The sequence below is a fragment of the Halohasta litorea genome, assembly GCF_024494645.1.
GTDB lineage: Archaea > Halobacteriota > Halobacteria > Halobacteriales > Haloferacaceae > Halohasta > Halohasta litorea.
Map to the genome: position 1 here is coordinate 97,931 of NZ_JANHDJ010000003.1, position 26,184 is coordinate 124,114.

33 protein-coding genes and 1 tRNA gene are annotated in these 26,184 nt (G+C 64.2%); 12 read left to right on the forward strand and 22 right to left on the reverse strand.

The genetic code is table 11. From position 1 onward, the window contains the following. Window positions 1-49 precede the first annotated feature (49 nt). The 3 genes from NO877_RS08865 to NO877_RS08875 all read right to left on the reverse strand — a co-directional run bounded on the left by NO877_RS08865 (window position 50) and on the right by NO877_RS08875 (window position 2,186). Window positions 50-523: an FKBP-type peptidyl-prolyl cis-trans isomerase gene (locus tag NO877_RS08865; protein ID WP_256395975.1), complete on the reverse strand. Its 474-nt coding sequence runs from the start codon at window positions 521-523 to the stop codon at window positions 50-52. 67 nt (window positions 524-590) lie between these two features. After that, entirely contained in the window at window positions 591-1,502 is a 912-nt protein-coding gene (locus NO877_RS08870; protein ID WP_256395976.1) for an SDR family NAD(P)-dependent oxidoreductase, read from the reverse strand. Window positions 1,503-1,550: 48 nt separating this feature from the next. Next, window positions 1,551-2,186, reverse strand: a complete 636-nt coding sequence (locus NO877_RS08875; RefSeq protein ID WP_256395977.1) for a DsbA family oxidoreductase — start codon at window positions 2,184-2,186, stop codon at window positions 1,551-1,553. Between the two features lie 117 nt (window positions 2,187-2,303). Between NO877_RS08875 and NO877_RS08880 the strand changes: the two genes are divergently transcribed. Both NO877_RS08880 and NO877_RS08885 read left to right on the forward strand, forming a co-directional pair. Continuing rightward, the gene (locus NO877_RS08880; protein ID WP_256395978.1) at window positions 2,304-2,822 is read left to right on the forward strand and encodes a hypothetical protein; all 519 of its coding nucleotides are present in this window, start codon (window positions 2,304-2,306) and stop codon (window positions 2,820-2,822) included. A gap of 85 nt (window positions 2,823-2,907) precedes the next feature. Then, complete coding sequence (locus tag NO877_RS08885; protein ID WP_256395979.1) at window positions 2,908-3,279, forward strand: GIY-YIG nuclease family protein; 372 nt, start codon at window positions 2,908-2,910, stop codon at window positions 3,277-3,279. A 133-nt stretch (window positions 3,280-3,412) separates the two neighbouring features. On the opposite strand, the gene NO877_RS08890 is transcribed toward NO877_RS08885, so the two are convergent. The 7 genes from NO877_RS08890 to NO877_RS08920 all read right to left on the reverse strand — a co-directional run bounded on the left by NO877_RS08890 (window position 3,413) and on the right by NO877_RS08920 (window position 7,285). Further along, window positions 3,413-3,495 (reverse strand) — tRNA-Ser (locus NO877_RS08890). A gap of 59 nt (window positions 3,496-3,554) precedes the next feature. Beyond that, the gene (locus NO877_RS08895; RefSeq protein WP_256395980.1) at window positions 3,555-3,989 is read right to left on the reverse strand and encodes a hypothetical protein; all 435 of its coding nucleotides are present in this window, start codon (window positions 3,987-3,989) and stop codon (window positions 3,555-3,557) included. 101 nt (window positions 3,990-4,090) lie between these two features. Then, complete coding sequence (locus NO877_RS08900) at window positions 4,091-4,852, reverse strand: TIGR04282 family arsenosugar biosynthesis glycosyltransferase (protein ID WP_256395981.1); 762 nt, start codon at window positions 4,850-4,852, stop codon at window positions 4,091-4,093. Window positions 4,853-4,903: 51 nt separating this feature from the next. Beyond that, the gene (locus tag NO877_RS08905) at window positions 4,904-5,536 is read right to left on the reverse strand and encodes a uracil-DNA glycosylase (RefSeq protein WP_256395982.1); all 633 of its coding nucleotides are present in this window, start codon (window positions 5,534-5,536) and stop codon (window positions 4,904-4,906) included. A gap of 69 nt (window positions 5,537-5,605) precedes the next feature. Beyond that, window positions 5,606-6,439 (reverse strand): CPBP family intramembrane glutamic endopeptidase, encoded by an 834-nt coding sequence (locus NO877_RS08910; RefSeq protein ID WP_256395983.1) that lies wholly within the window; start codon window positions 6,437-6,439, stop codon window positions 5,606-5,608. A 126-nt stretch (window positions 6,440-6,565) separates the two neighbouring features. Then, window positions 6,566-6,739, reverse strand: a complete 174-nt coding sequence (locus NO877_RS08915; RefSeq protein ID WP_256395984.1) for a hypothetical protein — start codon at window positions 6,737-6,739, stop codon at window positions 6,566-6,568. A 39-nt stretch (window positions 6,740-6,778) separates the two neighbouring features. Then, entirely contained in the window at window positions 6,779-7,285 is a 507-nt protein-coding gene (locus NO877_RS08920; protein WP_256395985.1) for a metal-dependent hydrolase, read from the reverse strand. Between the two features lie 153 nt (window positions 7,286-7,438). Between NO877_RS08920 and eif1A the strand changes: the two genes are divergently transcribed. Next, a complete protein-coding gene (eif1A, locus tag NO877_RS08925) occupies window positions 7,439-7,723 on the forward strand; it encodes a translation initiation factor eIF-1A (protein ID WP_256395986.1) in 285 nt (94 codons plus the stop codon). Window positions 7,724-7,774: 51 nt separating this feature from the next. Here eif1A and NO877_RS08930 read toward each other — a convergent pair whose 3' ends face one another. Then, window positions 7,775-10,027: a histidine kinase N-terminal 7TM domain-containing protein gene (locus NO877_RS08930; RefSeq protein WP_256395987.1), complete on the reverse strand. Its 2,253-nt coding sequence runs from the start codon at window positions 10,025-10,027 to the stop codon at window positions 7,775-7,777. Between the two features lie 146 nt (window positions 10,028-10,173). Here NO877_RS08930 and NO877_RS08935 point away from each other — a divergent pair, with 146 nt between their 5' ends. Together NO877_RS08935 and NO877_RS08940 are read left to right on the forward strand one after the other, a co-directional pair. Further along, entirely contained in the window at window positions 10,174-10,986 is an 813-nt protein-coding gene (locus NO877_RS08935) for an RIO1 family regulatory kinase/ATPase domain-containing protein (protein ID WP_256395988.1), read from the forward strand. A 123-nt stretch (window positions 10,987-11,109) separates the two neighbouring features. Next, on the forward strand, window positions 11,110-12,633 hold the full coding sequence (locus tag NO877_RS08940; RefSeq protein ID WP_256395989.1) for an aldehyde dehydrogenase family protein: 1,524 nt from the start codon (window positions 11,110-11,112) through the stop codon (window positions 12,631-12,633). Between the two features lie 3 nt (window positions 12,634-12,636). On the opposite strand, the gene NO877_RS08945 is transcribed toward NO877_RS08940, so the two are convergent. The 3 genes from NO877_RS08945 to fer all read right to left on the reverse strand — a co-directional run bounded on the left by NO877_RS08945 (window position 12,637) and on the right by fer (window position 14,635). Further along, complete coding sequence (locus NO877_RS08945; RefSeq protein WP_256395990.1) at window positions 12,637-13,410, reverse strand: DICT sensory domain-containing protein; 774 nt, start codon at window positions 13,408-13,410, stop codon at window positions 12,637-12,639. Window positions 13,411-13,484: 74 nt separating this feature from the next. Beyond that, window positions 13,485-13,931: a DUF7960 family protein gene (locus NO877_RS08950; RefSeq protein ID WP_256395991.1), complete on the reverse strand. Its 447-nt coding sequence runs from the start codon at window positions 13,929-13,931 to the stop codon at window positions 13,485-13,487. 47 nt (window positions 13,932-13,978) lie between these two features. Further along, the gene (gene fer, locus NO877_RS08955; RefSeq protein WP_256395992.1) at window positions 13,979-14,635 is read right to left on the reverse strand and encodes a ferredoxin Fer; all 657 of its coding nucleotides are present in this window, start codon (window positions 14,633-14,635) and stop codon (window positions 13,979-13,981) included. A gap of 117 nt (window positions 14,636-14,752) precedes the next feature. On the opposite strand from fer, the gene NO877_RS08960 reads away from it, so the two are divergent. The 5 genes from NO877_RS08960 to NO877_RS08980 all read left to right on the forward strand — a co-directional run bounded on the left by NO877_RS08960 (window position 14,753) and on the right by NO877_RS08980 (window position 17,563). Beyond that, a complete protein-coding gene (locus tag NO877_RS08960) occupies window positions 14,753-15,526 on the forward strand; it encodes an alpha/beta fold hydrolase (protein ID WP_256395993.1) in 774 nt (257 codons plus the stop codon). A gap of 67 nt (window positions 15,527-15,593) precedes the next feature. Beyond that, window positions 15,594-16,307 (forward strand): type 1 glutamine amidotransferase, encoded by a 714-nt coding sequence (locus NO877_RS08965; RefSeq protein WP_256395994.1) that lies wholly within the window; start codon window positions 15,594-15,596, stop codon window positions 16,305-16,307. An 81-nt stretch (window positions 16,308-16,388) separates the two neighbouring features. Next, complete coding sequence (locus tag NO877_RS08970; RefSeq protein ID WP_256395995.1) at window positions 16,389-16,706, forward strand: 4Fe-4S dicluster domain-containing protein; 318 nt, start codon at window positions 16,389-16,391, stop codon at window positions 16,704-16,706. 118 nt (window positions 16,707-16,824) lie between these two features. Then, the gene (locus NO877_RS08975; protein WP_256395996.1) at window positions 16,825-17,277 is read left to right on the forward strand and encodes a CBS domain-containing protein; all 453 of its coding nucleotides are present in this window, start codon (window positions 16,825-16,827) and stop codon (window positions 17,275-17,277) included. A gap of 58 nt (window positions 17,278-17,335) precedes the next feature. Then, entirely contained in the window at window positions 17,336-17,563 is a 228-nt protein-coding gene (locus NO877_RS08980; RefSeq protein WP_256395997.1) for a DUF8066 domain-containing protein, read from the forward strand. A 7-nt stretch (window positions 17,564-17,570) separates the two neighbouring features. Here NO877_RS08980 and NO877_RS08985 read toward each other — a convergent pair whose 3' ends face one another. From NO877_RS08985 to NO877_RS09000, 4 genes are read right to left on the reverse strand one after another with little or no spacing between them, the layout of a single operon-like run. Then, window positions 17,571-17,726, reverse strand: coding sequence for a hypothetical protein (locus tag NO877_RS08985; protein ID WP_256395998.1), 156 nt, complete (start codon window positions 17,724-17,726; stop codon window positions 17,571-17,573). Window positions 17,727-17,767: 41 nt separating this feature from the next. Continuing rightward, window positions 17,768-18,499, reverse strand: a complete 732-nt coding sequence (locus NO877_RS08990) for an energy-coupling factor transporter transmembrane component T family protein (RefSeq protein WP_256395999.1) — start codon at window positions 18,497-18,499, stop codon at window positions 17,768-17,770. Window position 18,500: 1 nt separating this feature from the next. After that, the gene (locus tag NO877_RS08995; RefSeq protein ID WP_256396000.1) at window positions 18,501-19,238 is read right to left on the reverse strand and encodes an energy-coupling factor ABC transporter ATP-binding protein; all 738 of its coding nucleotides are present in this window, start codon (window positions 19,236-19,238) and stop codon (window positions 18,501-18,503) included. Continuing rightward, window positions 19,238-19,825 carry a biotin transporter BioY gene (locus NO877_RS09000; protein ID WP_256396001.1) on the reverse strand — a complete coding sequence of 196 codons (588 nt, stop codon included), beginning with the start codon at window positions 19,823-19,825 and terminating at the stop codon, window positions 19,238-19,240. The genes NO877_RS08995 and NO877_RS09000 overlap by 1 nt, the downstream gene beginning before the upstream one ends. A gap of 157 nt (window positions 19,826-19,982) precedes the next feature. On the opposite strand from NO877_RS09000, the gene NO877_RS09005 reads away from it, so the two are divergent. Together NO877_RS09005 and NO877_RS09010 are read left to right on the forward strand one after the other, a co-directional pair. Further along, entirely contained in the window at window positions 19,983-20,582 is a 600-nt protein-coding gene (locus NO877_RS09005; RefSeq protein ID WP_256396002.1) for a conditioned medium-induced protein 4, read from the forward strand. Window positions 20,583-20,639: 57 nt separating this feature from the next. Continuing rightward, the gene (locus NO877_RS09010; RefSeq protein WP_256396003.1) at window positions 20,640-21,293 is read left to right on the forward strand and encodes a CRISPR-associated protein Cas4; all 654 of its coding nucleotides are present in this window, start codon (window positions 20,640-20,642) and stop codon (window positions 21,291-21,293) included. A 2-nt stretch (window positions 21,294-21,295) separates the two neighbouring features. On the opposite strand, the gene NO877_RS09015 is transcribed toward NO877_RS09010, so the two are convergent. The 4 genes from NO877_RS09015 to NO877_RS09030 all read right to left on the reverse strand — a co-directional run bounded on the left by NO877_RS09015 (window position 21,296) and on the right by NO877_RS09030 (window position 26,130). Beyond that, entirely contained in the window at window positions 21,296-23,014 is a 1,719-nt protein-coding gene (locus NO877_RS09015; protein ID WP_256396004.1) for an AAA family ATPase, read from the reverse strand. A gap of 98 nt (window positions 23,015-23,112) precedes the next feature. Next, window positions 23,113-23,715, reverse strand: coding sequence for an L-threonylcarbamoyladenylate synthase (locus NO877_RS09020; RefSeq protein WP_256396005.1), 603 nt, complete (start codon window positions 23,713-23,715; stop codon window positions 23,113-23,115). 100 nt (window positions 23,716-23,815) lie between these two features. Then, entirely contained in the window at window positions 23,816-24,769 is a 954-nt protein-coding gene (locus tag NO877_RS09025; protein ID WP_256396006.1) for a DUF7958 family protein, read from the reverse strand. Between the two features lie 5 nt (window positions 24,770-24,774). Next, entirely contained in the window at window positions 24,775-26,130 is a 1,356-nt protein-coding gene (locus tag NO877_RS09030) for an eCIS core domain-containing protein (protein ID WP_379827309.1), read from the reverse strand. Between the last annotated feature and the right edge of the window lie 54 nt (window positions 26,131-26,184).

Genomic DNA, 26,184 nt, shown 5'->3' on the forward strand with positions numbered 1-26,184 from the left:
TCAGGAAGGTTTCAACAGGAGCGTCGCTCTTTAAAAAGGAGTTGCGCAGCTACCAGACGCCGACGATCTCGATATCGAAGACGAGCGTCGTATCCGCGAGCTCGTGGTTGAAGTCGACCTCGACGACGTCCTCCCGAACGGCGGTCACGTCGCCGTGGAGCCCGTTTTCGGCGTGGACGTGCATTCCCACCTCGGGTGGGTTGCCGACCATTCCCTCGAACGTCTCGGGGTCGTACTCCCGGACCCAGTCGGGGTTGAACTCGCCGTATCCCTTTTCGGGTGGGATCGTGACCGACGCCTCCTCGCCCTCACTCATCCCGACGACCGCCTCGTCGAGCCCCTCGATCACGTCGCCCTCGCCGACCGTGAACGACAGCGGCCCGTAGTCGTCTTCCTCGTTTTCCTGCGCCTCGACCAGTCCGTGTTCGTCGGCGACCGCGTAGCGGGAGGTATCGAAGACGCTGCCGTCCTCGAACCGCCCGACGTACTCGATGGTGACACTGTCGCCCTCGTCGATACTCATATCCGGAGGTCAGTCGCCCCCGATACTAAAACGGGTCGTGTCGACGCCGCCAGCGACGCGGCGGCAGCTACTGACGGCCATCGGCCAGCGGCTCGTCGATCTCCAGGAGGTCGGCACTCTGTTCCCAGAGCCGACGCTGGGTGGCCCGGTCGCGAGCCGCCGCAGAGGGCTCTTTCGGCTCGCAATCGGCGAAGTATCGGCCCGACACGTCGTCGACCCGCGGCGAAGCAGCGAGAGAGACCGCCGTCGCAGCTCCCTCGGCGACCGTGGTGGTCATCGGCAGCCGATCCAACGTGGCGAACAGCCGCGGCAGCGGGCCGGGGAGGAACCGCGAAAAGCCGCTGCCGGGGATGGCTCCTGGATGAAAGGCGTTGGAACTGATCGACCGGTCGGTACGGTCGAGTCGGTGGGCCAACGCGGTCGAAAACAGGACGTTGGCGAGCTTCGAGCGCTGGTAGGCCCGGAAGCCGGAGTAGGAGTCGACCGACTCGATCGCCTCGAAATCCAGCTCCACGCCGCGGTGGGCACCCGAGGAGGTAGTGACGATTCTGGCGTCGTCGGCCAGCGTCTCCAGGAGCTCGGCGGTCAGCAGATACGGCGCGAGATGGTTGACGTGGAAGGTGTACTCGACGCCGAGATCGGTCAATCGACCGTCTCGAAAGAGGCCACCGGCGTTGTTGCAGAGCACGTCGAGGTCGTCGGTCCACTCCTGGACGGCCGCCGCGAGGCCGCGAACGTCGTCGACGCTGGCATAGTCGGCCTGTTGAAAGGTTGCCTCACGGCCCATCGCAGTGAGTTCGTCGACGACCGCTGCTCCGGCCGCAGCGTCGCGGCCATGAACCATCACGTCAGCGCCGAGCCGCCCGAGGGCGAGGGCCGTCTCGCGGCCGATCCCGCTGGTCGACCCGGTGACGAGGGCGTGTTTGCCCGCGAGGTCGACGTGCTCGACGCCAGCGATGTGTTCCGGTCGGTCTCCCATGTGGTAGACGGAGGGGCTGGACGGACAAAGGCACTCCGTCGAGGCTAGCTACTCGGTGCCTTCAACGAGCCGCTGGAGCTGTTCGGGCGGCACCGCGCCGCGGGCGGCGTAGCCGTCGTAGGCGAACGTCGGCACGCCGGTGATCCCCTGCCGCTGGGCGTTTGTCCACTCGGCTTCGATCTCCTCGCGGAGCGTCTCGTCGTCGAGCGCCGACCGGACCTCCTCGGCGTCGACGCCCACCGCGTCGGCCAGGTCGGCCAGCACGTCCGCGTCGCCGATGTCGCGGCCCTCCTGCCAGAGCGCCTCGAAGATCGCCTCGTCGAAGTCGAGCCACGTCTCGTAGGGATAGTGTTCGGCAACGTAGTAGGCGGCGATCTGGGCGTTGAAGGAGTCGACCTCGGTCGCCAAATCGAGTTCCATCTCGACATCGTACTTCTCCTGGAGGCGGCGGACGGACTCCTTGGCCTGCTCGTAGTAGTCGTCGTCCTTGCCGTCCTCAACCGAGTGGTCGATACTCCCGTCGGGATTGCGTTTCCCACTTCGGAGGTCGAACGGCTGCCAGTTGATTTCGAGTGCCTCGTCGCGTCCCTCCTGGTACCGCGACAGCGACTCGCGGCCGAGATAACAGAACGGACAGACGTAATCCGAGAAGACGGTGATCTGCTCGGTGGATTGTGTGCTCATCGTGTGATCCGAGGGGACTCAACCGGAAAAGCGGGGCGGTGGTGTGGGCTGCCGCTGCACAGCCGCGGCAGCGAGAGAACGCATATTCTCTTATCAATCGCGTCGCAATACGCAGGTATGTTCCAACAGCTCCGGGAGAGCGGTCCGGGCCTGCTTGTCCCGCTTGCGTGGCTGTTCGTCGCGGCTGCAGCGGTCGGCGTAGTTGAATCGCGGTCGATCTTCATCGCCCACCTCGTCATGGCGGCCTTTATTACGTTCTTCCTCACGACCGGCTGGGCCGATATGTCGACCGGCGCGCTCACGGGCTGGCGAGCGGTGATGGTCGTCGGCCTCGGGGTGACGCTGGCGGGAGTCGCGGGTTTTCTCGTCGACGCCGGATCGACCGTCCTCTGGACGACGAGCCTCGTCGGCTGGATGCTCCTCCCGGCCGCCGGGCTGGCCTACACCGGTCGACTGCTCGACGAAGCGGCGGAGGTTTATATTGCGAGTGCTGCCATCAGCGGGCTCGGCGCGGTGGTGTATATCCTCTCGCTGGTCGGTTATGGCGATTCGATCGGGTTTGTTGGCTTGGGAGGGCTCGCATTGGTCGGTTTGGGCCAGACCGTGGGGATCGTCGACGCCGTGGTTCGGTTTTAAAAATCGGTAGCCCTGTTTGACTCAACCAGACAAACGAATCCGCGCCAGTGAAAACATCTATCAGTGATATATTCGTCTACGGGATATGGGCTTAGACGATTTCGGGGCTGCCAGCACTGAAGTTCGGGATTATGTTGAAGCATTTAAATCAAAAGACACGGAGCCCCACATCTGGAGTGCGGTCTATGGCATTTACGATAGCCGGTCCGGAGACTGTCTTTATATTGGTGAAGCAAAATGGCTGATTAGTCGACTCAACGACCATTATAACACCCGTACTGGAAGTCAAATAAAAGCGTTCGTAGAGTCGGATGACGAGGTCGATATCGATGCGAGCAACGTGTGGGTGCGTACTGAAATCAAGTACGTGAGTGGAATTGAAGGCGGACAAAAAGGGCGAAAGCGTATCGAGTCGACTCTCATCCAAGAACTCGATCCACGCTACAACACACGGTAGTTGAGTCTATGATAAGCACGAATCGTGTCGGCGGGGACGGGGATTCGAACCCACTCGCAAATCAAAGATTTGCTCGCTGCTCAAATCCCCTCCGCCACAGCAGCCGCTCACGACAGTTGTTGGCGGTAGAATGCGGTGGGACAGGGATTCGAACCCTGGAGGCCGAAGGCCACCTGCTTTCAAGGCAGGCGCAATAGTCCACTCTGCCATCCCACCCTCGCCCGATTCTGGGTGACCGATCATCAAAACGGTTCTGGTCGACACTCCACGACCGATCAGCCACCACTATCGACCACGGTCAGATACCCCACATAGACCAGCGCCGCCAGCACAAGCGCCCCTGCCAGCACCGTCAGCCCGGCGTAGTCGTCGAGCACTACATCCGGGTTCTCCCAGAGATAGACCCCACCTTCGACCGCAACCACGAACAGCGTCCCGTAGAGCACCGTCACCGCGACCGCCCGCCCCAGCGCATACAACCCGAGCAGGCGGCTGTTTAAGAGTTCGATCACGAACAGCAGCGCGAAGACGAAGACGTAGATCGGCTCCGGCAGCGCCTCGCCCACCTCGCGGCCCGCCTCGAAGGCTTGCAGGCCGTAGTAGCCGAGTGCTAACAACACCGCGCCCACGAACGTCATCGTCACTCCGTAGCCGGTCGCCGCCGAGGCCGACGGCACGGCCGGGCCGCCGGGCGTCGACTGATCACCCATAGCCGGAGGCTACCCGACGCCCGCCTTTAGTTAGCCAGTATCAAACAACCGTCCGGCGTGGGCGGCCACCGACCGCTAGCCGTCCTCCGAGTAAGGGAGGCCTACTCGGCGTCGACGACGAGCTCCGGGCCGTCGTCACCGGGAGCCACGTCCAGCCCCTGCTCGTGAACGAAGGCCGCGGTGTACTCGGGGACGATCCGCTCGGCGGTAAACCGCGCCCGCAGCATCGGCAGCAGCGACAGCAGGTCCTGCTTGGTGTCGACACGCGGGCTCATCGGAATGAACTCGGTGTCGAGATCGGCGTCACCCGCGCGGTTGGTCAGCCGCTGGAGTTCGATCCCTTCGAAACTCTCGGTGAAGTCGACCGGTTCGGTGAAACCCGCGTAGTAGACTCGCCCGTCGGCGGCCGGGCCGAGGACGACCTCGTTGGTGCGGAGCTTCATCGCCGCCGAGTCGACCTGCAGGCGGCTCAACAGCGGCGCGGTCCCGAAGACCACCGCGGCGGAGGCGACCTCCTCATTATCGAGGAGGTGGGTGAGCGTGTTCCCAGCCCGCGCCGAAACCGTCGAGCCGACCTGCGGCTCGAACCGGACATCCGAAACGTCCTCGAGCGTGTCGGCCGCGATCGACCGGAGTTCGGCGACCGGGTCGATATCGGTGTGGTAGGCCTCGTCGAACTGGGCTTCCGGCAGGTAGTTGACGAGCAGTTCGCCGCCCGAGCGGTCGGCCGCCAGGAAGGTATCCCGAAGCATCGCTTCGTAGAACTCGGCGACGGCGGCCTCGCTCAACGGCGTGGTTGCGGCCAGTTCCGGCAGCACCAGTCCCTCGCGCGGTGGCTTTGCGAGAACAGCGATAACAGTCATAGCTCACTATGCGGGCGGCGGCGTCTTGAACGCGCTGATACGGAGCGAGGATTAGCGGCTCTGGCGGCCCTTCGTCTGGCGGTAATCCCGCGAGAAGACGTTTTCTCTGACGTGCTCGACAAAGGCCTCGCTGTCGGCGTCGGTCTGCCGCTCCAGTTCGACCATTGGCACCAACTCGAAGCCGCGCCCCCGGATCGTGGTGGCGTGTTCGGCCTCGATATCGAAGCTCTCGGGTTTCCGGGTGGTGTACTCCATCGCCAGCGACTCCAGGACGCGCTGGCCAATCGGAACGATGATCTGGGGGTTGATCATCCTGATCTCGGCATTTAAATAGGGCTCGCAGGTGTCGATCTCGGCGTCGGTCGGCGGGCGTTCGGGGTCTCGACACCGCGTCAGATACGTACAGTAGGCGTTCTGGATGTCCGGCTCGGCCGCATCGGGCTCGGAGCGGACGAAGCCCAGTTGTCCGAGGATCTCCTGGAGCCGCCGACCGTGTTCGTCGCCGGTAAACGGAATCCCGGTTCGGTCGGCCCCCTCGTGTGGTCGTTCGGCGAGGAAGAGGAACTCGCCGCCCACGTCGCCGTAGCCGTGGACGACCGTTTCGCGGTTCTCACAGAGGTCGCAGTTCGTACACTGCTCGTCCATGCCGAAGGGGTTCTCGAACTCGGGCTGATGTGCGTCCACACACCCACCAAGCGATCCGAAAATAAAACCGTACGGGTGGGCGGTCGGCGGAGCCGACGGCGTCGTCTTTTAAATTCCCAGCAGCACGGCCGCCGTCTCGGAAGTAGCCGCTAACTCCTCCATCTCGGGGCCGTAGACGGTGACGATGTACAGCAGCGTGAGCAGAATCCCGTTATAAATACCGTGAACGAGCGCGACGACAGTGAGGTTCCCGGTCCACTCGTAGATGCCGCCGAAGACGAGCGAGCCGCCGAACAGCGCAGTCAGCGAGGCGGCCGTCGACGCGAGTCCGGCCGACCCGAACCCGTGGGCGGGGAGGTGGATGGACGCGAAAATCAGGCTGGCGATCACGATCGCCCCGATCGGGCCGAAGGATTCACGCAGGCGGCCCTGGACCACACCACGGTACAGCAGTTCCTCGAAAGGACCGACGATGAGGATCATCAGCGGCACCAAATAGAGGTAGAAACTCGGGTCGACGCCGGTCAGTCCGCCGAGGGCGTGCTGTGAGGGCTCGATCCCGGCCAGCAGACTCAGCTGCGTGACGATCGCGGTGACGAAAATGATGCCGAACGGCGCAGCGACGATCATCAGTGCCTCGACGAGTGTGGGTCGACGGACCGAAACGTAGGACAGCCCGCGACCCGTCCGCAGGAGGTAGAGTACCGACACGCCGCCCATCACGAGCAGCTGGCCGATGATCAACTCGGCGGTAGTGAGGACCAGCGGCGAGTCTGGAAGCGGGATCTCGAACTCCGTGAGCAGGAACACGAGCGGGAGGATGATGACGTAGGTGAGCGCGACTGCGCCGAGGCCAAGGCCCGTGGCAACACCTGCGGTCGTGAGCTTATCGCGGGTCGAAGCGGCGTCGTCGGCCGGGGGAGAACTGACTGGCGTACTCATGGTGATGGACGTAGGAGCGATCCCGTCGACCGGTCGGGGAGACGGGGAGAAGCGATCACTGGCTGTTCGGGTGGGAGGAACATCTCTGGGGTAGTGTAGGGCTGCGACGAGCAAAAGCCTCCGGTCTCACAGGTGAAACGTATCGCCACGCCGACCGGTCGGTTTGGCTCGTGCGGCACACTCAGCACAGAACCGCAACTCGGCATCGAAATGCATCCGACAGACGATGGTCCCACAGCGCCGACAGACGGCCCCATCGGTCGGCCGTGAACAGAGCTCACAGTGGGTGTCGTCGATCATAGCTCCCCTTCGTCCTGCTGTGGGTTGAGTCTTGAGACCTTATATAACGCCAGCCGTCACGGCGACCCAGCCAGCGGTCACGACGAGGCCGAGGCCGAACAGCCCGCTGTTGGCCCACGGGTTGCTGGCTCTCGCCAGCGACACCGAGAACGTCCGTGAGGAGAGCGGCCACAGGTAGTTCACGCCCGCCGGGGTGAGCGTGTCACCGATCAGATGAGCGATCACAGTCAGTGCGCCGATAGCGAAGCCCACCGCCGGGAGTGCGAGCCCCACGCCGACCGACTCGGCGGTACCCCCGAGGACCAACTCCGCGCCGACGCCGAGGGCCGCACCTACGCCGCCGATGAGCGCCGCGAACGCCAGCGAGTGGGTCGGCCCGCGGTGTTCGATCATCGGCAGCCGGTGGTCGACGTCCGGAAGCATCACCAGCCAGAGCATGACGCCCCCGGTGAGCGCGGCGAGTTCGGGCGCGCCGAGTTCCGCCAGCGTGTAGCCGATCGGCGCGAAGACGAGCAACGAGACGCCGAGATGGCCCTTCCGGTACATACGGTCGACTGTCGGGCCGACAGGAAAAAACGGTTCGACTCTCTGCGGGTGAGACGGCCGAATCACCCGCCGGGAGCGTCCCGTGTGGGCAGTCGACGTGCGAGCCGGTCGCAGGATGCTACGGTTTAACTGTCGGCAGCGCGTACTGGGAGTGTGTCAAACGAATCAGGGAGGAAGAACCTCCGCATGCCGAACGACGACGAAATGTTCGCGGTCGTGACCAGTATGCTCGGCGGTGGCCGAGTCAGACTCCGCTGTAACGACGGCAAAGAGCGAATGGGCCGGATTCCCGGCCGAATGCGGTTCCGCACGTGGATCAACGAGGACGACGTCGTCCTCATCGAGCCGTGGGACTGGCAAGACGAGAAGGCCGACGTCGAGTGGCGCTACGACAGCCAGGACGCCCAACAGCTCCGCGAAGAAGGTCATATCGACTAACACCGCCGCTATTTTGTCGCCCCGACGCACCCCAAATTGCCCGGAGACACATCACCCGTCGCCGCGTGTCGTCGTCTGAATCGGCGCGCCCGTCCGTCGTGAGCCGACAGTATCGGTAAACTGGTCGGCCGATCTGTCGGCGTTCGATGCCGATTCGGGGGCCGACCGGTCTGCGTCGGCGGTGGCCTGCTCGACCGAGGGGAACGAGAGGGTGACGACCGAGCCGCGGGGATCGGTGTTTTCGATTCCCAGGTCGCCGTCCATCCCCTCGACGATCCATTTGACGAGCCACAGCCCGAGCCCGCTGATGTGTTCGAGCGGCGTCTCGATCCCGGCGGTGATCACGCGCTGTTCGGCCTCCGGAATCCCCGGCCCGTTGTCGCTGACCGCGAGTTCGACCCGGCCGGTCTCGGGATTCGTCGAAACCTCGACATCGACCTCGGGGTGGTCGCTGTCGTTGTGTTCGATCGCGTTCTCGATGAGGTTGGCAACCGCCGCCCGGATCAGCGTATCGCCGAGAATCGAGGCCTCCTGGATCCGGGTCCGAATCGCCGTCTCGGGATACCGCTCGTGGAGCGACCGTACCTCGTCTTCGACGATCCGCGAGAGGTCGATCCGCTTGAGCGCCCGATCGCGGCCGTGGAGCCGCTGGTCGATCTTGCGGACTTTCTCGCCCAACCGAACGAGATTGCTCGCCTTCTGCTGGATCGTCTCGGCGTGTCGCACCTGATCGGAGTCGAGGGCGTCGACCAGGATCTCGGCGTGGCCGACGACGACGTTCATATCGTTTCTGAGGTCGTGGCGGAGCACGCGGTTCATCACCCGGCGGCGCTGTTGGTGGCGGTAGCGGTCGGTGATATCGCGGGTCGTCAGGATGACACCGTCGGTGACCGGCGTCGATCGGCCACCCCGGACGGTTGTTTCGACCATTCGCCACTCGCCGTCGCCGGTCCGGATGCGGTACTGTGAGTGGACCACTTTGTCGGTGCCTTCGACGGTCGACAGCTCGGCTTCGACCGCCTCGGTGTCGTCGGGGTGGAACAGCCCGCCTACCTCGGTGCCGATGAGTTCGACCGGCGTGTACGACAGCTCGGGCTCGACGGAGGGGCTCACGTAGGTGATCCGGCCATCGGGGTCGGCGATCGTCACCACGTCGGTCGTATGCTCGATGACGGCCTGGAACTCCAGTTCCTGGTCCCGCTGGGCGGTCACGTCCCGGAACACCAGCAGTTGGCCCTCGACGGTCGTCTCGGCGGGGGCGGGTTCGGTGCTCACGATGAAGTGGCGTTCGCTCCCCTCGGTCTGGAAAAACAGTTCGAGGCCGGACGGATGCGGTCTGAGTTGGGCGGTTCCCCCGTCGGTCCGATGAGTGGTCTCCGAGCCCATCGCGTGGAGCGCGGTCTCGGGGGAGTCATTCCGGCTGGCGAACTGGAGCAACTGGTCGCCGCAGGGCAACACAGCCGCGGCATCACAGCCGATCACCGGCTCGGGGAGGGCAAGCTGGCGGCGGGCGGCCGCGTTGGCGATACGAATCCGGCCGTCGTCGTCGACCAACACCACGCCGTCTTCCATCGTCGAGAGGATGTGACCGCGAGCGGTCGGCAGCACATCGAACAGCCGGTAACGGAGCCCCCCAAGCAGGAGCATCCCACAGAACAGACTCAATACGAGCGGCGGGCCGTGAATGGCCGCGATCGTCAGACTCGATAGCTGTTGAAGCGGCCCGATCAGCGGGAGGCTCCCGGCGGCCACTAATACCAGCAGCTGTGGGTGGTAGGCCGGATCGGTGTCGCCGAGCGTTCGAATGAGCAACAGCAGCGAGAACACACCCAGCAGGAACGTATACAGCTGGTGGAAGACGAACAGCGGCCCGATCGTCGGCACCAGGACCTCGTAGCCAGCGATCGTTCCGGTCGACTGGCCGCTCAAAAACAGATCATGGGCAGGCATCGTCAGCGCGGCCAACAGGACGACCACCGGTTCGATGGCCAACAGGACGAGGATTCGTCGCTTGAACAGCGCCGCCTGATCGGTGTAGGCGATCACGAAGACGACCCACAGTGTGACGAACGGGATCGATCCGAGCCACAGCCACCGCAGTGCGGCGTAGCTCTCTGCGGGGTCGACCAGGAGATAGTTCGCGTAGCCAACCGCCCACAGGAGCCCAGCAACCCCGACGCCGACGAACGAGCCACGCACCAAGCGTGACTGACCCGCGGTCTTCCGGTAGGCGACCACCGCGAGAACCGCCGCCGAAATCCCCGAAAGAACAGCGAGTTCGAATCCGGGGAGCATCGAATACATAGATATGGTTTCTCTTCACTGTATCTGACGTTTCTATTATTAATGTATTGGTTTCAGATATCTCACCTGATAATCAGAAAACGCTCCGAAGCGGGGGCGTCCGGTCGCACTCCCTTTATCAGTGCTCCGGCCTTCAGTAGGAAGTGATGCGTCTGCGCCGCCTGGTCCGCGGCCGGATCGACTGGCCCGACCTGGAGACTGTCGTCAGCCGGATCGCCGAGCGGTACGACCGCGAGACGGTCCGGGCCCGGTTCCTGGAGGCCGACAACTGGCTCTCGACGCCGATGGTGATCGACGACGACCTGTTCGTGAAGGTGATCAGCAGACAGAACACCATCGTTCACGCGCTGTTTACGACCGGCCGAAACCTCGGGGCCGTTTCGACCGGCACCGAGGGGTTTTTCGAGTCGTTCCAAACGCCCTACGAGATGGCCCGCCACGAGCTGGAGGCCACCGAACGAATGCGGGAGTTGGGCCTCAACGCGCCCGAGCCGATCGAGGCCTTCGAGGTCGAGGGGTTCGGCGTCGTCGTCCTCGAATACCTGCCCGACTTCCGGGCGTTCGACGAGCTTGATGTCGAGACCGAAACCGAGCTGGCGGTCGACCTCTTTGGCTCCCTAAAAACGCTCCACGACGCCGGGATGGCCCACGGAGACCTGCGGGCCGAAAACGTCCTGATTCTCGACGACGAGCTGTTCTTTATTGATGCAACGAATATCAAAACGGAGAGCCAACAGTCGATCCAGTCGTACGACCTGGCCTGCGGGCTGGCCGCACTCGAACCGCTGATCGGGGCCCGGGAGGCCGTCGACGCAGCGTTGGCGGTCTATGCAGTCGAGGAGCTCCTGGAGGCAATGGACTTCCTGAGCTTCGTGAAGATCCGGCCGGATCACGATTTCGAGGCCGCCGCGCTCAGAAGCGAGATCGAAAAACGGGCGACCGATAGCCGACGGGCCTGATCGGCGAGAGCGGACTCGACACTCGACAACCACGGGGCCGTCACGCGGATCGCCTGACACACGTCCGGAATCATGGCAGAGAGTGACAAAGATACTTGGCCGAGGCGACGCTATATCGAGGGTATGTCCCACACAGACAGCGTCGACGGCCACTACATCGCTGGCGAATGGGTCACCGGCGAGGGGGAAGAATTTAACAGCGAAAACCCCGCGACCGGCGAGACGCTGGGGCGGTTCACTCGCGGGACCGACCGCGAGGTGACGGCTGCGATCGACGCCGCCGAGGCAGCCTTCGCCGAGTGGCGCGAACTCTCATATGTCGATCGGGCGGAGTACCTCTGGGAAATCTACCACGAACTCCGCGAGCGGACCGACGAACTCGGAGAGATCGTCACCCGCGAGTGCGGCAAGGAGATCAGCGAGGGGCGGGCGGACGTGGTCGAGGCCGCCCACATGGTCGAATGGGCCGCCGGTGACGCCCGCCACCCCAAGGGCGACGTGGTGCCGAGCGAGATCGCCGCCAAGGACGCCTATATGCGGCGCAAACCACGGGGCGTCGTCGGCTGTATCACCCCGTGGAACTTCCCCGTCGCCATCCCCTTCTGGCATATGGCGGTCGCGCTGGTCGAGGGCAACACCGTCGTCTGGAAACCCGCCGAGCAGACCCCGCTCTGTGGACGAATTGTCGCCGAGCTGTTCGACGACACCGGCATCCCGAACGGCGTGTTCAATATGGTCCAGGGGTTCGGCGACGCCGGGAGCGCGATCGTCGACCACGCCGTCGACACGGTGCTGTTTACCGGCTCCGTGGAAGTCGGCCATGAGATTGCCCGCGAGGTCGCCGCCCAGTCGGGAACCCGGGCGGCCTGCGAGATGGGCGGCAAGAACAACATCGTGATCACTGCCAACGCCGACCTCGAAACCGCAGTCCGGTCGGCGGTCCTCTCCAGTTTCAAAACGACGGGCCAGCGCTGTGTCTCCAGCGAGCGGCTCGTGGTGCACGAGGATGTCTACGAGGAATTCAAAAGTCGGTTCGTCGAGATGGCCCGCTCCGTCTCGGTCGGCGACCCCCTCGACGAGGGGACGTTCATGGGGCCGCTGATCGAAGCCGAACACAGGGAGAAAGTCGTGGGGTACAACGATCTCGCCCGCGAGGAGGGCGTCGACGTGCTAGTCGACCGGACAGACCTCGACAGCGAGGAGGTTCCCGAGGGCCACGAGGCAGGTCACTGGGTCGGGCCGTTCGTCTACGAGGCCGACCCCGACGCTGATCTCCGGTGTACCAGCGAGGAGGTCTTCGGCCCTCACGTCGCACTGCTCCCGTACAGCGGTGGTATCGAGCGAGCGGTTGAGATCCACAACGACACCGACTACGGCCTCGCCGGAGCGATCATCTCCGAGGACTACCGCGAGATCAACTACTACCGGGATCACGCCGAGGTCGGGCTGGCCTACGGCAATCTCCCCTGTATCGGCGCGGAGGTCCAACTCCCCTTCGGCGGCGTCAAGAAATCGGGCAACGGCTATCCATCGGCCCGGGAGGTCATCGAAGCCGTCACCGACCGGACCGCCTGGACGCTCAACAACGCCGAAGGGATCGAGCTGGCACAGGGGCTGTCGGCCGAAATCGACACCGGCGAGGAGTAGCCCTCAGACGTAGTCGGCGATGTAACGCTCGATCCGGTCGACGAGTTCGGGCCGAAAGGTCCAAAAACCGTCCCAGACGTTGGGTTCGTCCTCCAACGCGAGGAGGGCCGCATGATCGGCCGGATTGCTCCCCTCCGGCGGCTGGAAGACGACGAACCAGGAGCGTCGGTAGGGGTAGGAGGTTCCGGTGTGAACGGTTACCGGCAGCGATTCGGCGGGGGTGGCATCGCCGACGCCGTAGAGGTGGACATCGACGCCGCCCTTGCTCAGTGTTTCGTAGACTTCGTATGTACCTTTCTCGTCGTTGAGCCGCGAGAGCCGCTGGAAGGACGACCGAAGGATTCCCTCGCCGGTCTCGGCGGCGATCCGCTCGATCACCCGCGAGATGATAATCAACAGCAGTTTCTCCTTGTTCGAGGCCGGATACCCCCGCAGCCGGAACGGCACCTCGTCGAGTCCCCTGAGCACGTCCGGAAGAACGACATCGCCGAGGTCGATCGCGCCGGTCTTATATAAGTCAGAGTTGATCAACAGCACCGATTCGAGGAGTTCATCCAGCGTCGACCGCGCGAGGACCTCGCCGTCCTCGACCAGCGCGACGATATTGCGGTCGGCGGCGGCACTCTCGGTGTCGACATCACTGACCGACACCGGCTGCCCCGCTAACAACGAGTCAAGCAGATTCCGGACCGGATCGGGAGAGTCCCGATTGAGGACGACGAGGTTCCGATCGGGGGCCTCGATCTCGTCGAAAAACGACCGCAGCGAGTCAGTCATCGCTTACCGTTCTCGCTCGCCGATAATAATGGTTCCCCGCACAGAATCAGCCGTGCATGGCGGAGAGGGGCGGCTCAGGATTCGGCGGAGGGATGTACCCCGAGTTCCTCCAGTGCAACCTCGATGACGGTCGCCTCGACGAGCGCCCGCTGTTCGGTCAGTGGATCGTCGGCCGACTCCAGGACCTCGCGGCTCCGCGTGCTGAGTCGGGCTTCGAGTTCGGTCTGGTTCGGTTCCTTGGTCTCGTTCAACAGTGCCTCGAAATCCTCCCGGAGATCGAAGGAGGCGTAGGCGACATTACACCGCGACAGCGGGTGGTGGCCCATATCGAGGGCGAGATCGGCGACGAGCGCCCAGTCGTCCGCACAGAACTGGAGGGTCACCGGGCTGACGATATCCTGCCAGGCGATCGGCCCGCTGTTTTGCATCAGCGTCACCGCCCGTGGCGGCACTTCGATCCGACTGGTGGTTTTGGCCTGCCCGCAGAGACAACACGGGGTGTCGGTTCGCCCGGTGAACATACCCCCTGTAGGGGGCCATCCGCTATGGACCTTGCGTCGGCGTCGACTTATTTCCGGGCGTGGGCCTTCTCGAACCGGTCCGGTGGCAGGCGGAGATCGTCGAGATCCGGCCGGTGTTTGACGTTGTAGACGACCTGCATCTCGTCGGTCGTCGGCCGCCCGTTGCAGGACAGCCGGATACCCTGTTCTAAGAGGTCCTCCGAGAGGATGTGGTCGACCAACTGCGAGAGTTCCCCGTCCAGAAGCGAGACCGCACAGTTCGCACACGCCCCGCCGCGACAGGCATACGGCCACGCGAGGCCGTTTTCCTCGGCGGCCTCAAGCAGGGTATCGTCGCCTTCGACCTCGAAGGAACCGTAGTCGGCGGGATCTAGGCCGGCCGCCGCGGCCTTCTCGAAGAGGTCCTCGTCGTCGAGACTCCAGCCGTGGTCGTCGAGTACCTCGTAGTTGAGGAAGTCAACCTGTGTCGGTTGGTCCTCGGGCTCGGGCTCGACGTGCTGGTCGGAGACGACCGTTTCGCCGTCGAGTTGCTCGGCGGATTCGGCCTCCGACAGCCGCTGGTAGGCCCGCTCGACGCGTTTGAATTCCGCCTCGCTTCCACCGAGATCCGGATGGGTCTCCTTGACCCGGTCGCGGTAGGCCTGTTTGATATCGTCCTCGTCGGCATCGGAGTCGATTCCAAGAATATCGTACGGAGACGCCATAGATCGATAGTTGAACTACCTGATGGGAGGGCCTGCCGCAACCTTAACCCGTCGACTTTCACCGTCGAGGGCGACGGGAGTCCCACCTTTTAGACACGCTCGCCGCGAGAGAGACGTATGAGCTACGCAGACGCTGACGGCTGTGAGATATACTACGAGCGCTCGGCGGCCGACCCCGACGCGCCGACGGTCGTTTTGATCGGTGATCTCGCACTCGGCGGGTGGCAGTGGGGCTGGCAGTACAGCGCGCTGGCCGGACTCTTCGAAACCATCGTCTACGATCCTCGTGGCTGTGGTCGCTCCGACGCGCCACTGGGGCCGTATACGATGCGGGATATGGTCGGCGATCTGGAGGCCATCCTCCAGGAGACAAACACCCGCCGCGCCCACTTGGTCGGCTGTGGGCTCGGCGGCTGCATCGCGCTCGCGGCAGCCCGCTACACGAGCCGCGCCGAGAGCCTCACGCTAATCGGAACCCCCGCCTCCGGCAAAGCGTTCGACGCGTCCGATCTTCTGGCAGATCCTGCCGATACCGAGGCGCTTCGGGCCTCGACGACCGGGCTGCTGTCGACCGACTTCCGTGAGGACCAGCCCGACGTCGTCGACCGAATCGTCGAGTGGCGGAGCGAAGAAGACGCTTCCCCTGGGGCCCAGCAGGCCCAACTGGCCGCCATTGACGGGTTCGATGCCGAACCGCTGTACGAACTGACGACCCCGGCGTTCGTTGTTGCTGGCGGTGTGGATTCGGTCGTCGACGTCGCCGAGAGCAGGCGGTTGGCCGAGGAGTTGCCGCGTGGGGAGCTCCAGGAGTTCCCCGAGGCGGGCCACCTGCTCACCGTCGAGCGGTCGGCCGTACTCAACGACGAACTGGTGGGCTGGTTGGAGGCCTAGTCGACGAGACCGGCAGCACCCGCAGGCGACGCAAGGCACTTAGTGCCGCCTCCTCGACGAACAGGTAATGAAACGCCTCCGATTCGGGCTCCTGCAGGCCGCAGAGGGCGATACGAACACGACGCGTAACTTCAGACGCGAACTCGACGCCGACCTCGTCGAGTTCGACGTGAACAACGGCGAGCTTCCGCCACACACCGAGTTCGACGCGCTCGTCGTCACGGGCTCGCGGGCCTCGGTGTACTGGGACGACGACTGGATCGATCCGCTGGTAGAGTACGTCGGCAAAGCGGCGGCCGACGGCGTGCCGATCCTCGGGGTCTGTTACGGCCACCAGGTGCTCGCCGAGGCCCTCGGCGGCCGCGTGGCCGGGATGGACGACTTCGAGTTGGGCTACAACACGGTCGAGCAGGTCGACGACGATCCCCTATTTAAGCGAATCAGCGACGAGTTCACCGTCTTTACGAGCCACGGCGACGCTGTCGTCGAACTCCCGCCGGGGGCGGAACTCATCGCCCGCAACGACCACGGCGTCCACGGCTTTCGACGCGGCGACTGCTGGGGCGTTCAGTTCCACCCAGAGTACGACATCGAGACCGCCCGCGAGATCGCCGAAAGCAAGCGCGAGCGGTTGGGCGACGAGCAGGTCGACCGCGTGCTCGCGGACATCTCGCCCGAACAGTACGACGCCGCCTGCGAGGCCAAACAGCTCTTCGAGAACTTCACGACGTATATCCGCGAGCAGGTCAATGGGCGCGAGGCTCCGGAAGCGACCGCCTGATTGACGTGTTTTTAAATAGGTGGTGACGAGCCACACCCGTCAAGAACGCCCTTAAGTAGCCGCCTGTCGGACCAATGAGTAATGGCTATCGACCCGAACTTCGATGTGAACCGCGAGAAGGTGGGTGAGGAAAACGGCGTCGACGTCTGGGGGCCCGTCGATCCACCCGAGAAACTCGGCATCCACGGCACCCACGTCGCCGTCGACTACGACATCTGTGTCGCCGACGGCGCGTGTCTCGAAAATTGCCCCGTCGACGTCTTTACGTGGGTCGACACACCCGGCCACCCCGCCAGTGATGAAAAGGTCGAACCCACCCGCGAGGACCAGTGTATCGACTGTATGCTCTGTGTGGATATCTGTCCCGTCGACGCGATCGACGTCGATGGCAGCCGGTAATCGCGTCCAGTTACTCCGCTGACAGCCCCTGTGTTCGGATTGACAACTAGTCACATAGTTTTATTTTCGCCGGGCGACTAGTTCGGCGTAGTGTCGGCGGGCAGTCCAGGAGGCACCCATGAAAGTTCGAGATATCATGCGATCCGGGATGGTGACAGTGCCAGCGAGAGCCGATCTCCGAACGGCGACGCGGAAGCTGCTTAAGCGGCCGGGCCGACCGCTCACAGTCATGCATGACGGCGAGGCCGTCGGGCTGCTGACCCAGTATGCGGTGGTCAAAGCGGGCTGTCTGTCGAACCGGCCCTTCGAGCAGATCCCCGTCACGAAGGTGATGGCCCGATCGTCCGGCTCGGTCGCCCCGACGATGCCGGTTCGGGTCGCCGTCAAGCGAATGAACCGAAACCGAGTGGCGGCCCTCCCGGTCGCCGAGGAGCTGGAAGTCGTCGGCTCGCTCACGCTCAGGGATGTCGCGCGGAACTACTCGAAGCTGCTCAAGGAGGCCGAAACGGGCAGCTCCGAACTCGAAGAAGCGTGGAAAAGCGACGACCATCGAATCGAGTTCGAGAACTGACTGCTGTGATAGAAACGCGAACTGGTATTTTTTGTCAGGCAAGCAGTAACCGTCCTCCATGTCCGAATGGACTCCTCGACAACTGTCTCGCCCAGTAATCATTGGCCTCAGTATCTGTTACCTGCTCGTTCTCGCCTATTCGGTCGTCATCGCTGGCCAGCTCCTTCTCGGGGTGCTGATCGGTGCCGTCTTCGGCGTCGTGTATCTCGGCTGGCGGTTTCTCGCGGCCGTCGAGGCGATCGCCGACGCGCTCCAACGGCTCGCCCGACAGCGCGAGGGCGAGTAACTGACGGCTACCGACCCTCCGGCGGCTCGGCGTCGTCCGAAAGAAAAATGCTGTCCTGCGTCGGGTCGAAATAGACCTCTAGGGCGCGCAGTGTCCCGGCATAGGCGGCGATCATCACGAACGTAAACCCGATCAGGGCTGGCAAGACGAGTCCAACTACCATTGTCGACTGCTATCCGGCACTCTTCAAAGGGGTTTCCGTCGCTACAAAAGCGGCGAGAGCCCCGCGAGCCGTACCACTGCCGCAGTCAGCAACAGCACCGACAGCCCCACAACCGGACCGTCGATCCACCCGAACCGCAACGGCGGCAGCGTCGGGTTCCAGGAGAGACACCGCGCCTGCATCGCCATCGAGAGCCGGTCGGCCCGCCGGAAGGCGCGATTCAACCCGGCGGTCGCCACCGTGGCGATCCGCTCGCGGAGCGGCCGGTCGGTGCCGAGCCGGGCAGCCTCGGCGTCCAGGATCGCCAGCAGATCCCGCTGGAGCACCGGCAAAAAGCGGGCGACGAGTTCGATCCCGAGGCCGAGAAACTGGCCCGGTCGACCCGGCACAGTCCGCTGGATCGCCGCCCGCGAGTCGGCGATCGAGGTGGTCCGAACGTAGCCGCCACAGACGACCACCACGACGAGGTTTCGAACGCTCGCCAGTGCGGGGCCGACGCCCTCGCTGGGAACGAGCCACGGCGAGCCGAGTGTGAGCATGGCGACCAGCGGCGCGGCCAGGAGGAAGGGGAGGACGAACCGGTAGGCCCAGAGTACGCGGAGCGGGTTGGTGTCGGCTCCGGCCAGTGCGAGACCACCGAGCACGCCGACAGCGAGGAGTCCCCGCGGCGTCGTGTAGGCGAAGGCTACGGTCGCAAACGCGATCTGGAAGAGGAGTTTGGTTCGCGGATCGAGTCGGTGGGCCAGCGAATCGCCCGGCTGGTAGTGGAGCATCTTACTCGGGTGTCGATTGCCGTGTCGGCGGTGCGGTCTCGGGCGGGACGTACACGTCCAGCGCCGCCAGCTCCTCGCGGGCGGCCTCGGCGTCCGTCTCGAAGGCGATCGCCCCCTCAGTCATCCCGATCACGCGATCGGCGGCCTCCAGGACGCCCCGCAGATCGTGGGTGACGACGATCACGCTGGTCCCGTCAGCGTGGAGGGCTTCGAGCCGCGAAAGCACCGCTCGCCGGGCGGGCTCGTCGAGTCCGGTCAGCGGCTCGTCGAGTACGAGGTGGTCGGGCTCCATCGCTAATGCACCCGCGATGGCGACCCGCTCGCGCTCGCCGCCGGAGAGCCGGTCGATCCGCTCGTCCGCCCGGCCGTCGAGATTGACCGCCGCGAGCGCGGTCTCGACGCGACGGTCGATCTCGGTCTGCGAGAGTCCGAGGTTGCGTGGGCCGAACGCCACGTCAGCGCCGACGGTCGCGGCGACGAAGCTATCGCGCGGCTCCTGGAACACCATGCCGACGGCCTGCCGTGCGGCCACCAGATCCGCCTCGACCGGCGTGTCGTCGACCAGCACTGTCCCGGTGTCGGGAGCCACGAGGCCGTTGAACGTCCGAACGAGCGTCGTCTTGCCCGAGCCGTTGGGGCCGACGATGGCGACGTACGCGCCGTCGTCGATCCGCAGGGAGACCCCGTCGACGGCGGTCGTCTCGCCGTACCGGACAACGAGGTCGCGAGCCCGGATCATCAGACTGCGGCGATCGAATCGCGGCGGAGGATGCCGATGACCGCGGCGATCTTGACGGCCTCGAAGGGGACGAACGCCAGCGCCGAGACGGTGAACGACTCGACGAGCCCGAGGTCCTGGATCACCGCAAAGCCGACGGTTCCCATCGCATAAATGACGAGCGTGCCAGCGACCATCGCCCCGACGAGTAGCGGGACGCCGACCGCTGTGTAATCCTGGAGATCGGTGCCGCGGTGGACGATGAGACCGACGACGCCCGCCGCGACCGGGTACGACCAGAGGTAGCCGAGGGTCGGACTCCCGATGAGATAGCCGAGTCCCGCCGAGCCACCCGAAAACACGGGAACGCCGATGGCCCCCGCCGCCAGATAGAGGCTGATCGCACTGGTCCCCCACAGCGGGCCGAGCATGATCCCCGCGAGGAAGACGCCGACGACCTGCAGCGTGACGGGGATGTTCGGCGCGAGCGGGTTCGGGAACGAGACGTAGGAAAAGCCCGCGACGAGCGCCGCGAACAGCGCCGCCCGAGCGATGTTGCCGACGATCTCACCGTCGACGAGGTCGACTGAGTCGGTCGAAGTTGCCATACAGGACGACGACTGTAAACCATATTCAAAGGTTCGGTTTACAGCGTTCAGTCCGTCGGTGCTGATACGTCACTGCGGCTGTCTGGCATACGGACCGTCAGCGTTCGGTGGGAATGCAGACAGGTTTTTATATGCCGACACTGTGATGGTTCCATCCATGGACGACAAGACTGCCGAACTGCGGGACATCTTCATCGACGCGACCGGCTCGGATTCGGTCACCGAGAGCCAATCGGAGTCGCCGGGGTCGCTGACCGACACCGACACCGACGTGACCGATCGACTGCTCGAACTCATCGGCCGGATGCGGGAGCGCTACGGCTTCGAAACCGAGTTCGACGACGAGACGTTGTCCCGGATCGTGCAGTGGTACTACACCGACTGCACCGACCGGGAGATCGCCGCCGAACTCGAAGCCAACCCCGAGGCCGTCTTCGCGGCGCGGCTCGACCTCCATCTCGTCGACGAGGCCGACCGGGAGGCCCCCTTCGACCTCGATGATCTCCGCCGACTGGTCGTCGACGACGTATCGCTGGCCGAGCGCGCCGAGCGGCTCGATCTCACCGAGGAAACGGCCCGGCACTACAGCCGGATCGTCAAGGCGGACCTCCGGTCGACGCGGGCCAACGACCGGTTCCGCGACGAGTTCGCCGAGCTGCTGACCGACTCCGACCTCACTGGGCAACTCGCCCGTGATGCTCGCGAAGACGGGCTCCAGGAGGCAACCGAAGACATCGAAACCGACGTTTCGTTCTGAGCTGTTCTCTACTCTCTGCGGCGTACTTTCAAATACGAAGCCCCGGCCACCGACGGTATGCCGACGTTCAGCGATCTGGGTCGGGCCGCCTACTGCCCCCGACAGCTCTACTACGCCCGACGTGACGACGACCGCGGCCCGCCACCCGAAGCCGAAGCGCGGCAGACACTCGCCTTTCGGTACGACGAGCTCCGCAAGGCCGACGACGCGACACTTGCCGACCTCCCGATCGAATGCTCGCCAGCCGCCTATCGGGACGCGCTCGACGGGCTGTCGACCCGCGCCGATTGGCAGCAGCTCTGCAAACCGGCCGCACGAGACTACCACGTCGAGGGAAAGGACTGCCACGGATTGATCCACAAACTGCTGGCTGGCGATCCGCCGACCCCGACGGTGATCTCACCCGGCAGGCCGCCCGAACAGGGAGTCTGGGAGCCCCAATCGGTCCGAGCGGTGGCGGTCGCCAACGCGCTGGCGTGGGAGCGCCAGCGGGAGATCCCCCACGCGCTCGTCGAGTACCCGGCGGTCGGGATCGTCCGCGAGGTGGAGCTGACCTGTCGGCGAACCGCCGCCTACCGGCGGGTGCTGCGAACCGTGCAGTCGATGGACGGCCCGCCGCCGCGGGTCGACGACAGCCGGTGTGAGAGCTGCGACTATCGCTCCGAGTGTGGGGTCAAAACACGGTCGCTGCGCTCGCTGCTCGGCTTCTGAGATCAGCCGGTGAACTCCGCGAGCGCCGCCTCGCAGGCCTCGATACTGATCTCGTCGCCGTCGGGATCGACGAGCGTCCGGCGGGCGGCGTCGGTGACGATCTTCGTCAGATCGCGGGCCGAATAGCCCTCGGTCGCGGCGGCAAGCTCGGCGATCTCGTCGTCAGTCACCGAGTGGGCCCGATCCGAGAGGTGGGTGGCAATGATCTCCCGGCGGGTCTGTTCCTCAGGGAGCCCAACGAACAGCTCCTTATCAAATCGGCTGAGGGCTGCCGAATCGAGCTCTGCATGCACATTGGTCGCCCCCATAAACAGGATGTTCTCCTCGCCGACCTTCTCGATCTGTGTGAGGAACTCGTTGACGACCTTCTGGTCTTCGGCGTGTTGATTGGTCGACTGCCGCGTTTTTAAGACGGAGTCGATCTCATCGATGAATATCAACGCCCCGCCCGCGTGGTCGGCGATGGCTCGGGCCTCGGCGAACAGCTCGTTGACGTTCTCGGTGCTGGCGTTGATGTATCGCGACAGCATATCGCCGCCGCTGAGGGTCACATAGGGGTAGCCGATCTCCCCAGCGAGCGTCTCGGCGAGATAGGTCTTTCCGGTTCCGGGCGGACCATATAAAAGCAGGCTCGGGACGGGAACGCCGAGCTGTTTGGCCTGCTCGGGGCGGTCCCGGAACGGGACGATCACGCTGTTGCGGATGGTTTCGGTCAGCTCCGGCCGTCCGCCGTAGTCGGCCATCGTGACTTCGGACTCCTTGGTCCAGGAGTGCGAAAGCTCCAGCTCCAACCCCTCGGCCCACGGCGGTTGGTCGTCAGCTGACTCTTCGGATTCCTCGCTGTCAGCAGACTCCGTATCGGCGGCAGCCTCGTCGGAGGCGACCGTATCCGAAGACGGGCCGTCGGCTGCCGAGCCGTTCCTGGTGGTCGACTCGGAACCGTTTCGCTGGGAGGACTGAGGGCGATCCAACGGCGGCCCCTCAACCCGCGACTCCCGAGGGAAAGGGTTCGTGTCGGATTCCAGGACGGCCTTTGCGGGTACGCCGTCCGGAAGCTCGGGTCTGAACTGCCGGTATTCCGGGTACAGCAGCTCAGCCTTGTATCGGTCGCCGGTATCGGTCTCGGCGTCGTACTCGTCGAGATAGAGCCGATAGATCTCTTCGAGCGTCTCGGTGATCTCGGTGTGATAGAGAATCGTGACGTAGTCGGTGGTTTCGTTGTTGAAAATCAGGACGTCGGTCGGATGCTCGTCGCCGAACTGTCGGTTTTTGAATTGGGATTCGAAGTCGATCAGCCCGTTCCAGAACATCGTCAGCAGCTCGGTCGACTCTGGTTCGAGAATGATGTCGGCCGTATACTCGCCGTCGTCAGTCTGGAAGCCGCCGGTTACCGTCTCGCCGTCGCCGTCGGCCCAGAGGTCCGCGAACGGTTCGGGTGTGGGTGTGGGTGCGGGCCGCGAAAAGAGTCGGATCGCCCGCCGGTCGATGATCTTCACGGCTTCGAACCGCCCGATGGTCCGTGCGTCGTGAATCCCCGTGGCCACCAGTTTGAGGCCGTCGCCCTGCTGGATTTTGTCGACGACCGACTGGAGGTTCGCGCCGTACCCCTGTGTCCCGACCGTCGCTGGCTCGCCATCCGCGGAGTACATGACGAGATAGCCCGGCTCACGCCGGATGACGCGGTATTTTCCAGTGCTGGTGAGTGGGGGGTTCGTCGACATGATGCGGGTTAAGACTGATTGAGTACTAGTATCGTGACTGTCTTAATCTTTTGTACGGGCGGCCGACAACCCCACGACGAGCCTGCTGCGGTGGGTCCTCAGTGGTCGGCGAGCCAGTCCTCGATCTCTTCGACCAGCGCGCCGCGGCGAATGATCTCGTTGGCTTCGACGTCGACAACCGTGCTTTCGGTGCCGGGTGTCCGACCGGCATCGATGATCGCCCCGACGGCATCGGTGACTGACTCCGAGAGGTCGGTCGGGAGTCGCACGCTCGGCTCGCCGCTCCGGTTGGCGCTGGTGGCAGTGATCGGTCCGGCGGCCTGAGACAGCGCCAACGCGACCTCGTTATCAGCGATCCGGACGCCGACTTTGGGGCGGCCGTCGGTGAGATTGTCGGGGAGCGTGGGGTCGCGGTCAACGACGACCGTCACCGGCCCGGGGAGAAACTCCGTCATAAAGGCCAGTTCGCGGTCGGTTGGATTCGTGTACTGGCGGGCGTGGTCGCGGTCGGCGAACGCCACTGACAGCGGCTTGTCCCGCGGGCGATCCTTGATCTCGAAAACGCGGTCGACGGCCGCGGCGTCGGTGGCGTCGGCGCCCAGCCCGTAGACGGTCTCAGTCGGGTAGACGACCGCCTCGCCCGCCGCGATGGCCGCGGCCGCCTCGTCGACGGCCGTCCGTGTTTCGTCGGCCAGAGTCATACGTCGGGGGAGGGCCAGCGGCGCGAAAAGCGTACTGTTCTGGGGTGGACGGAGCGGTCAGCCGAACACGTCGCCGAGCGAATCAACCATCCTAATTCTGTCAGGCTTCGGCCCATCGGTCGAGAGCCGGATCATCGAGGTGGTAGTACTCGTCGTACATATCGAGCAACCGATATCGCATCGTCGAAGAGTACCGCCCCGGTCCGCGGACGCGGAAGGCTTCGGGTGGTTCGACGCCCATCCCGATGAACAGATCACGGATCTGACAGCGCAGATGAAACGCCAGAAACGCTTGGAACCGGTCGAGTGAGCCGGGATCGACCGATGGGAGTTCGATACGAGCATCAGGTTCACGTGCCAGTGGCGTCTCGGCAGGAACGCGTTGTTCAGTCTTCGACGTGTCCGGATACACAAGATGGATTCCCGACACCGCTGTGAGCTCCATCCCCGACAGCAGCGAGTCCTCGCTGTCGACAGCCACCTCGGCGGCTGTCTGGCCGAACTGCCGCCACGCTTCGGCGCTCGATTCGGTGGCCGGTGCGGTCAGATCGACGCTGTACTCCTCTGCTAACCGCCGTACTTCGTCGGCGAACTCGATGTTGTCCGGCTCGAATCCCAGATACAGGTCCCGCTGGTAGACGACGAGATCCTCGTCGGCTACGTCACTAGGCAGGTCGACGACCCCTTCGGAAGTGGGGTCGAAATCGCTTGTGAACTGCTGGTACAGATCGGCGAACATCGACTCGAACGTCGACGTCGACAGCCGTTTGAGTGCCCGCCGCGCAGCCTCTATACGGACGGGGTTTTCCTGCGGCGGTAGGGTGTCGTAGCCCCGTTCCTGAAAGACGTAGTAGCGAGCAAAGCGGCGGGCTTGCTCATTGTATTCGTTCTCTGTATGTGTCCGGTCATTGGGGTTGTCAGCATATTCATCGCACTGGTGATAAACAATCTCGTATGAGCCCTTCTCGAATGTGATCTCATGCTTGAAACCGTTATTATCGATCACGTCGACACCGATACCTTCCTCATTTTCGCCGGGTATAGTTGCCTGCATGTGTATCACCGAATTCCTTCAATATCCTCGCCACCATGTTTGGATCCGGTAAGGCTCCTGAGTCCAACCGTATCAGCGAGGGCGTTGAACTTCGATTTGAGAGTTTCGAGTTCCTGCTGGAACGGACTGCCCTCTTTGAGACTTCGTTCGATGCTCTGTCCGTAGAGTTCCTTGGCACCGCCTGCGAGGAACGCCCCGCCCGCACCGAACAGAGCTGCCGGGAGCGAAGCGCTAGCCACTATGCCCGCGCCACCGGCGGCGAGTGCAGGGGCGATCCCTTTGGCAGCGACCTTTTTTGTGTCGATACCGTCGTCGCCATAGACCGTTTGTTTGAGATCAGCAACATCGTCGACGACCGTCTGGAGCGTCTCCGAGAGTGATTCTGAATCGAGACTCTCGACACCTTCCTCGCCATGTTCGTACTCGTCGCCGCGCATCCACTTGGCGACTCGTTCGGCTAATCCAGTACCGTCACCACCGGTTCGGTTGCCGGAGAGATACGATGACTCCGTGTCGGCGCTCGGAATCCGTTGGACGTGGACCTCGGTATCGGCCAGCCGCTGAATCCCGAGGTCGCCACCCACCATGACACGCTGAGCAGTTTCCTCCGCCTCGCGTTCTAACGCCGGATCGGGGTCGACCTCCAACTCCATGTCCGCCTGCGGCAACATCGACACGGCCCCACCAGTCTGCTGACGGACGTGGGCCAGTTCGTGCGCTAGCACGTGTTGGCCCTCCGGCGACTTCGGATCGTACTCGCCAGCGTTGAACGCGACGTGATTGCCGACCGTGAACGCACGGGCGTTGATCGCCTCGCACGCAGTGGCTGCCTGCGGGCCGGTATGAATCCGCACGTCGCCGAGCGAATCGCCCATCCGATCTTCCATCGCCTCCTGGATCGATCCGTCGAGCGACCGGCCGGTCGACGAGAGCACCTCCCGAACCGGCTCGGGCACGCCAGCATCACCGGCCGGGGCCGTCTCGGCGGCGGCCTGCTCGCTGCGCTGCACTGACCGCTTGTTTTGCCGCTCGATATTCGTCGGCACCTCCGGTGGCCGCTCGGCCTGCCGCTGGCGAAAGGCGTCCATATCCCGCGTTTTGCCCATGATCTCGGTCGGCATCCCCTCGGCGATCCAGTCGTGAACTTTGGGTCCGAAGGTCGACTCGTGGGTCTGCAACCGCTGGAGGGTTCTGGTGTCGGGGATGGTCATCCCGAAATGCTGTTCGCCCTGTTCGATGTCGTGGGTCCAGACGGTCCCGGCCGACTGCTCGCGGTGGGCGGCCTGCTGCTGGCTCGCGACCCCACCCGAGGTAGCAGCCGACTCGCGGCTCGTGGACCGACGTGCTGATCGGAATCCCATTGGAGAGGCTCTGAGGAGGTTCGTGTCGGCTTTGTATAAATACTCTCGGACCGA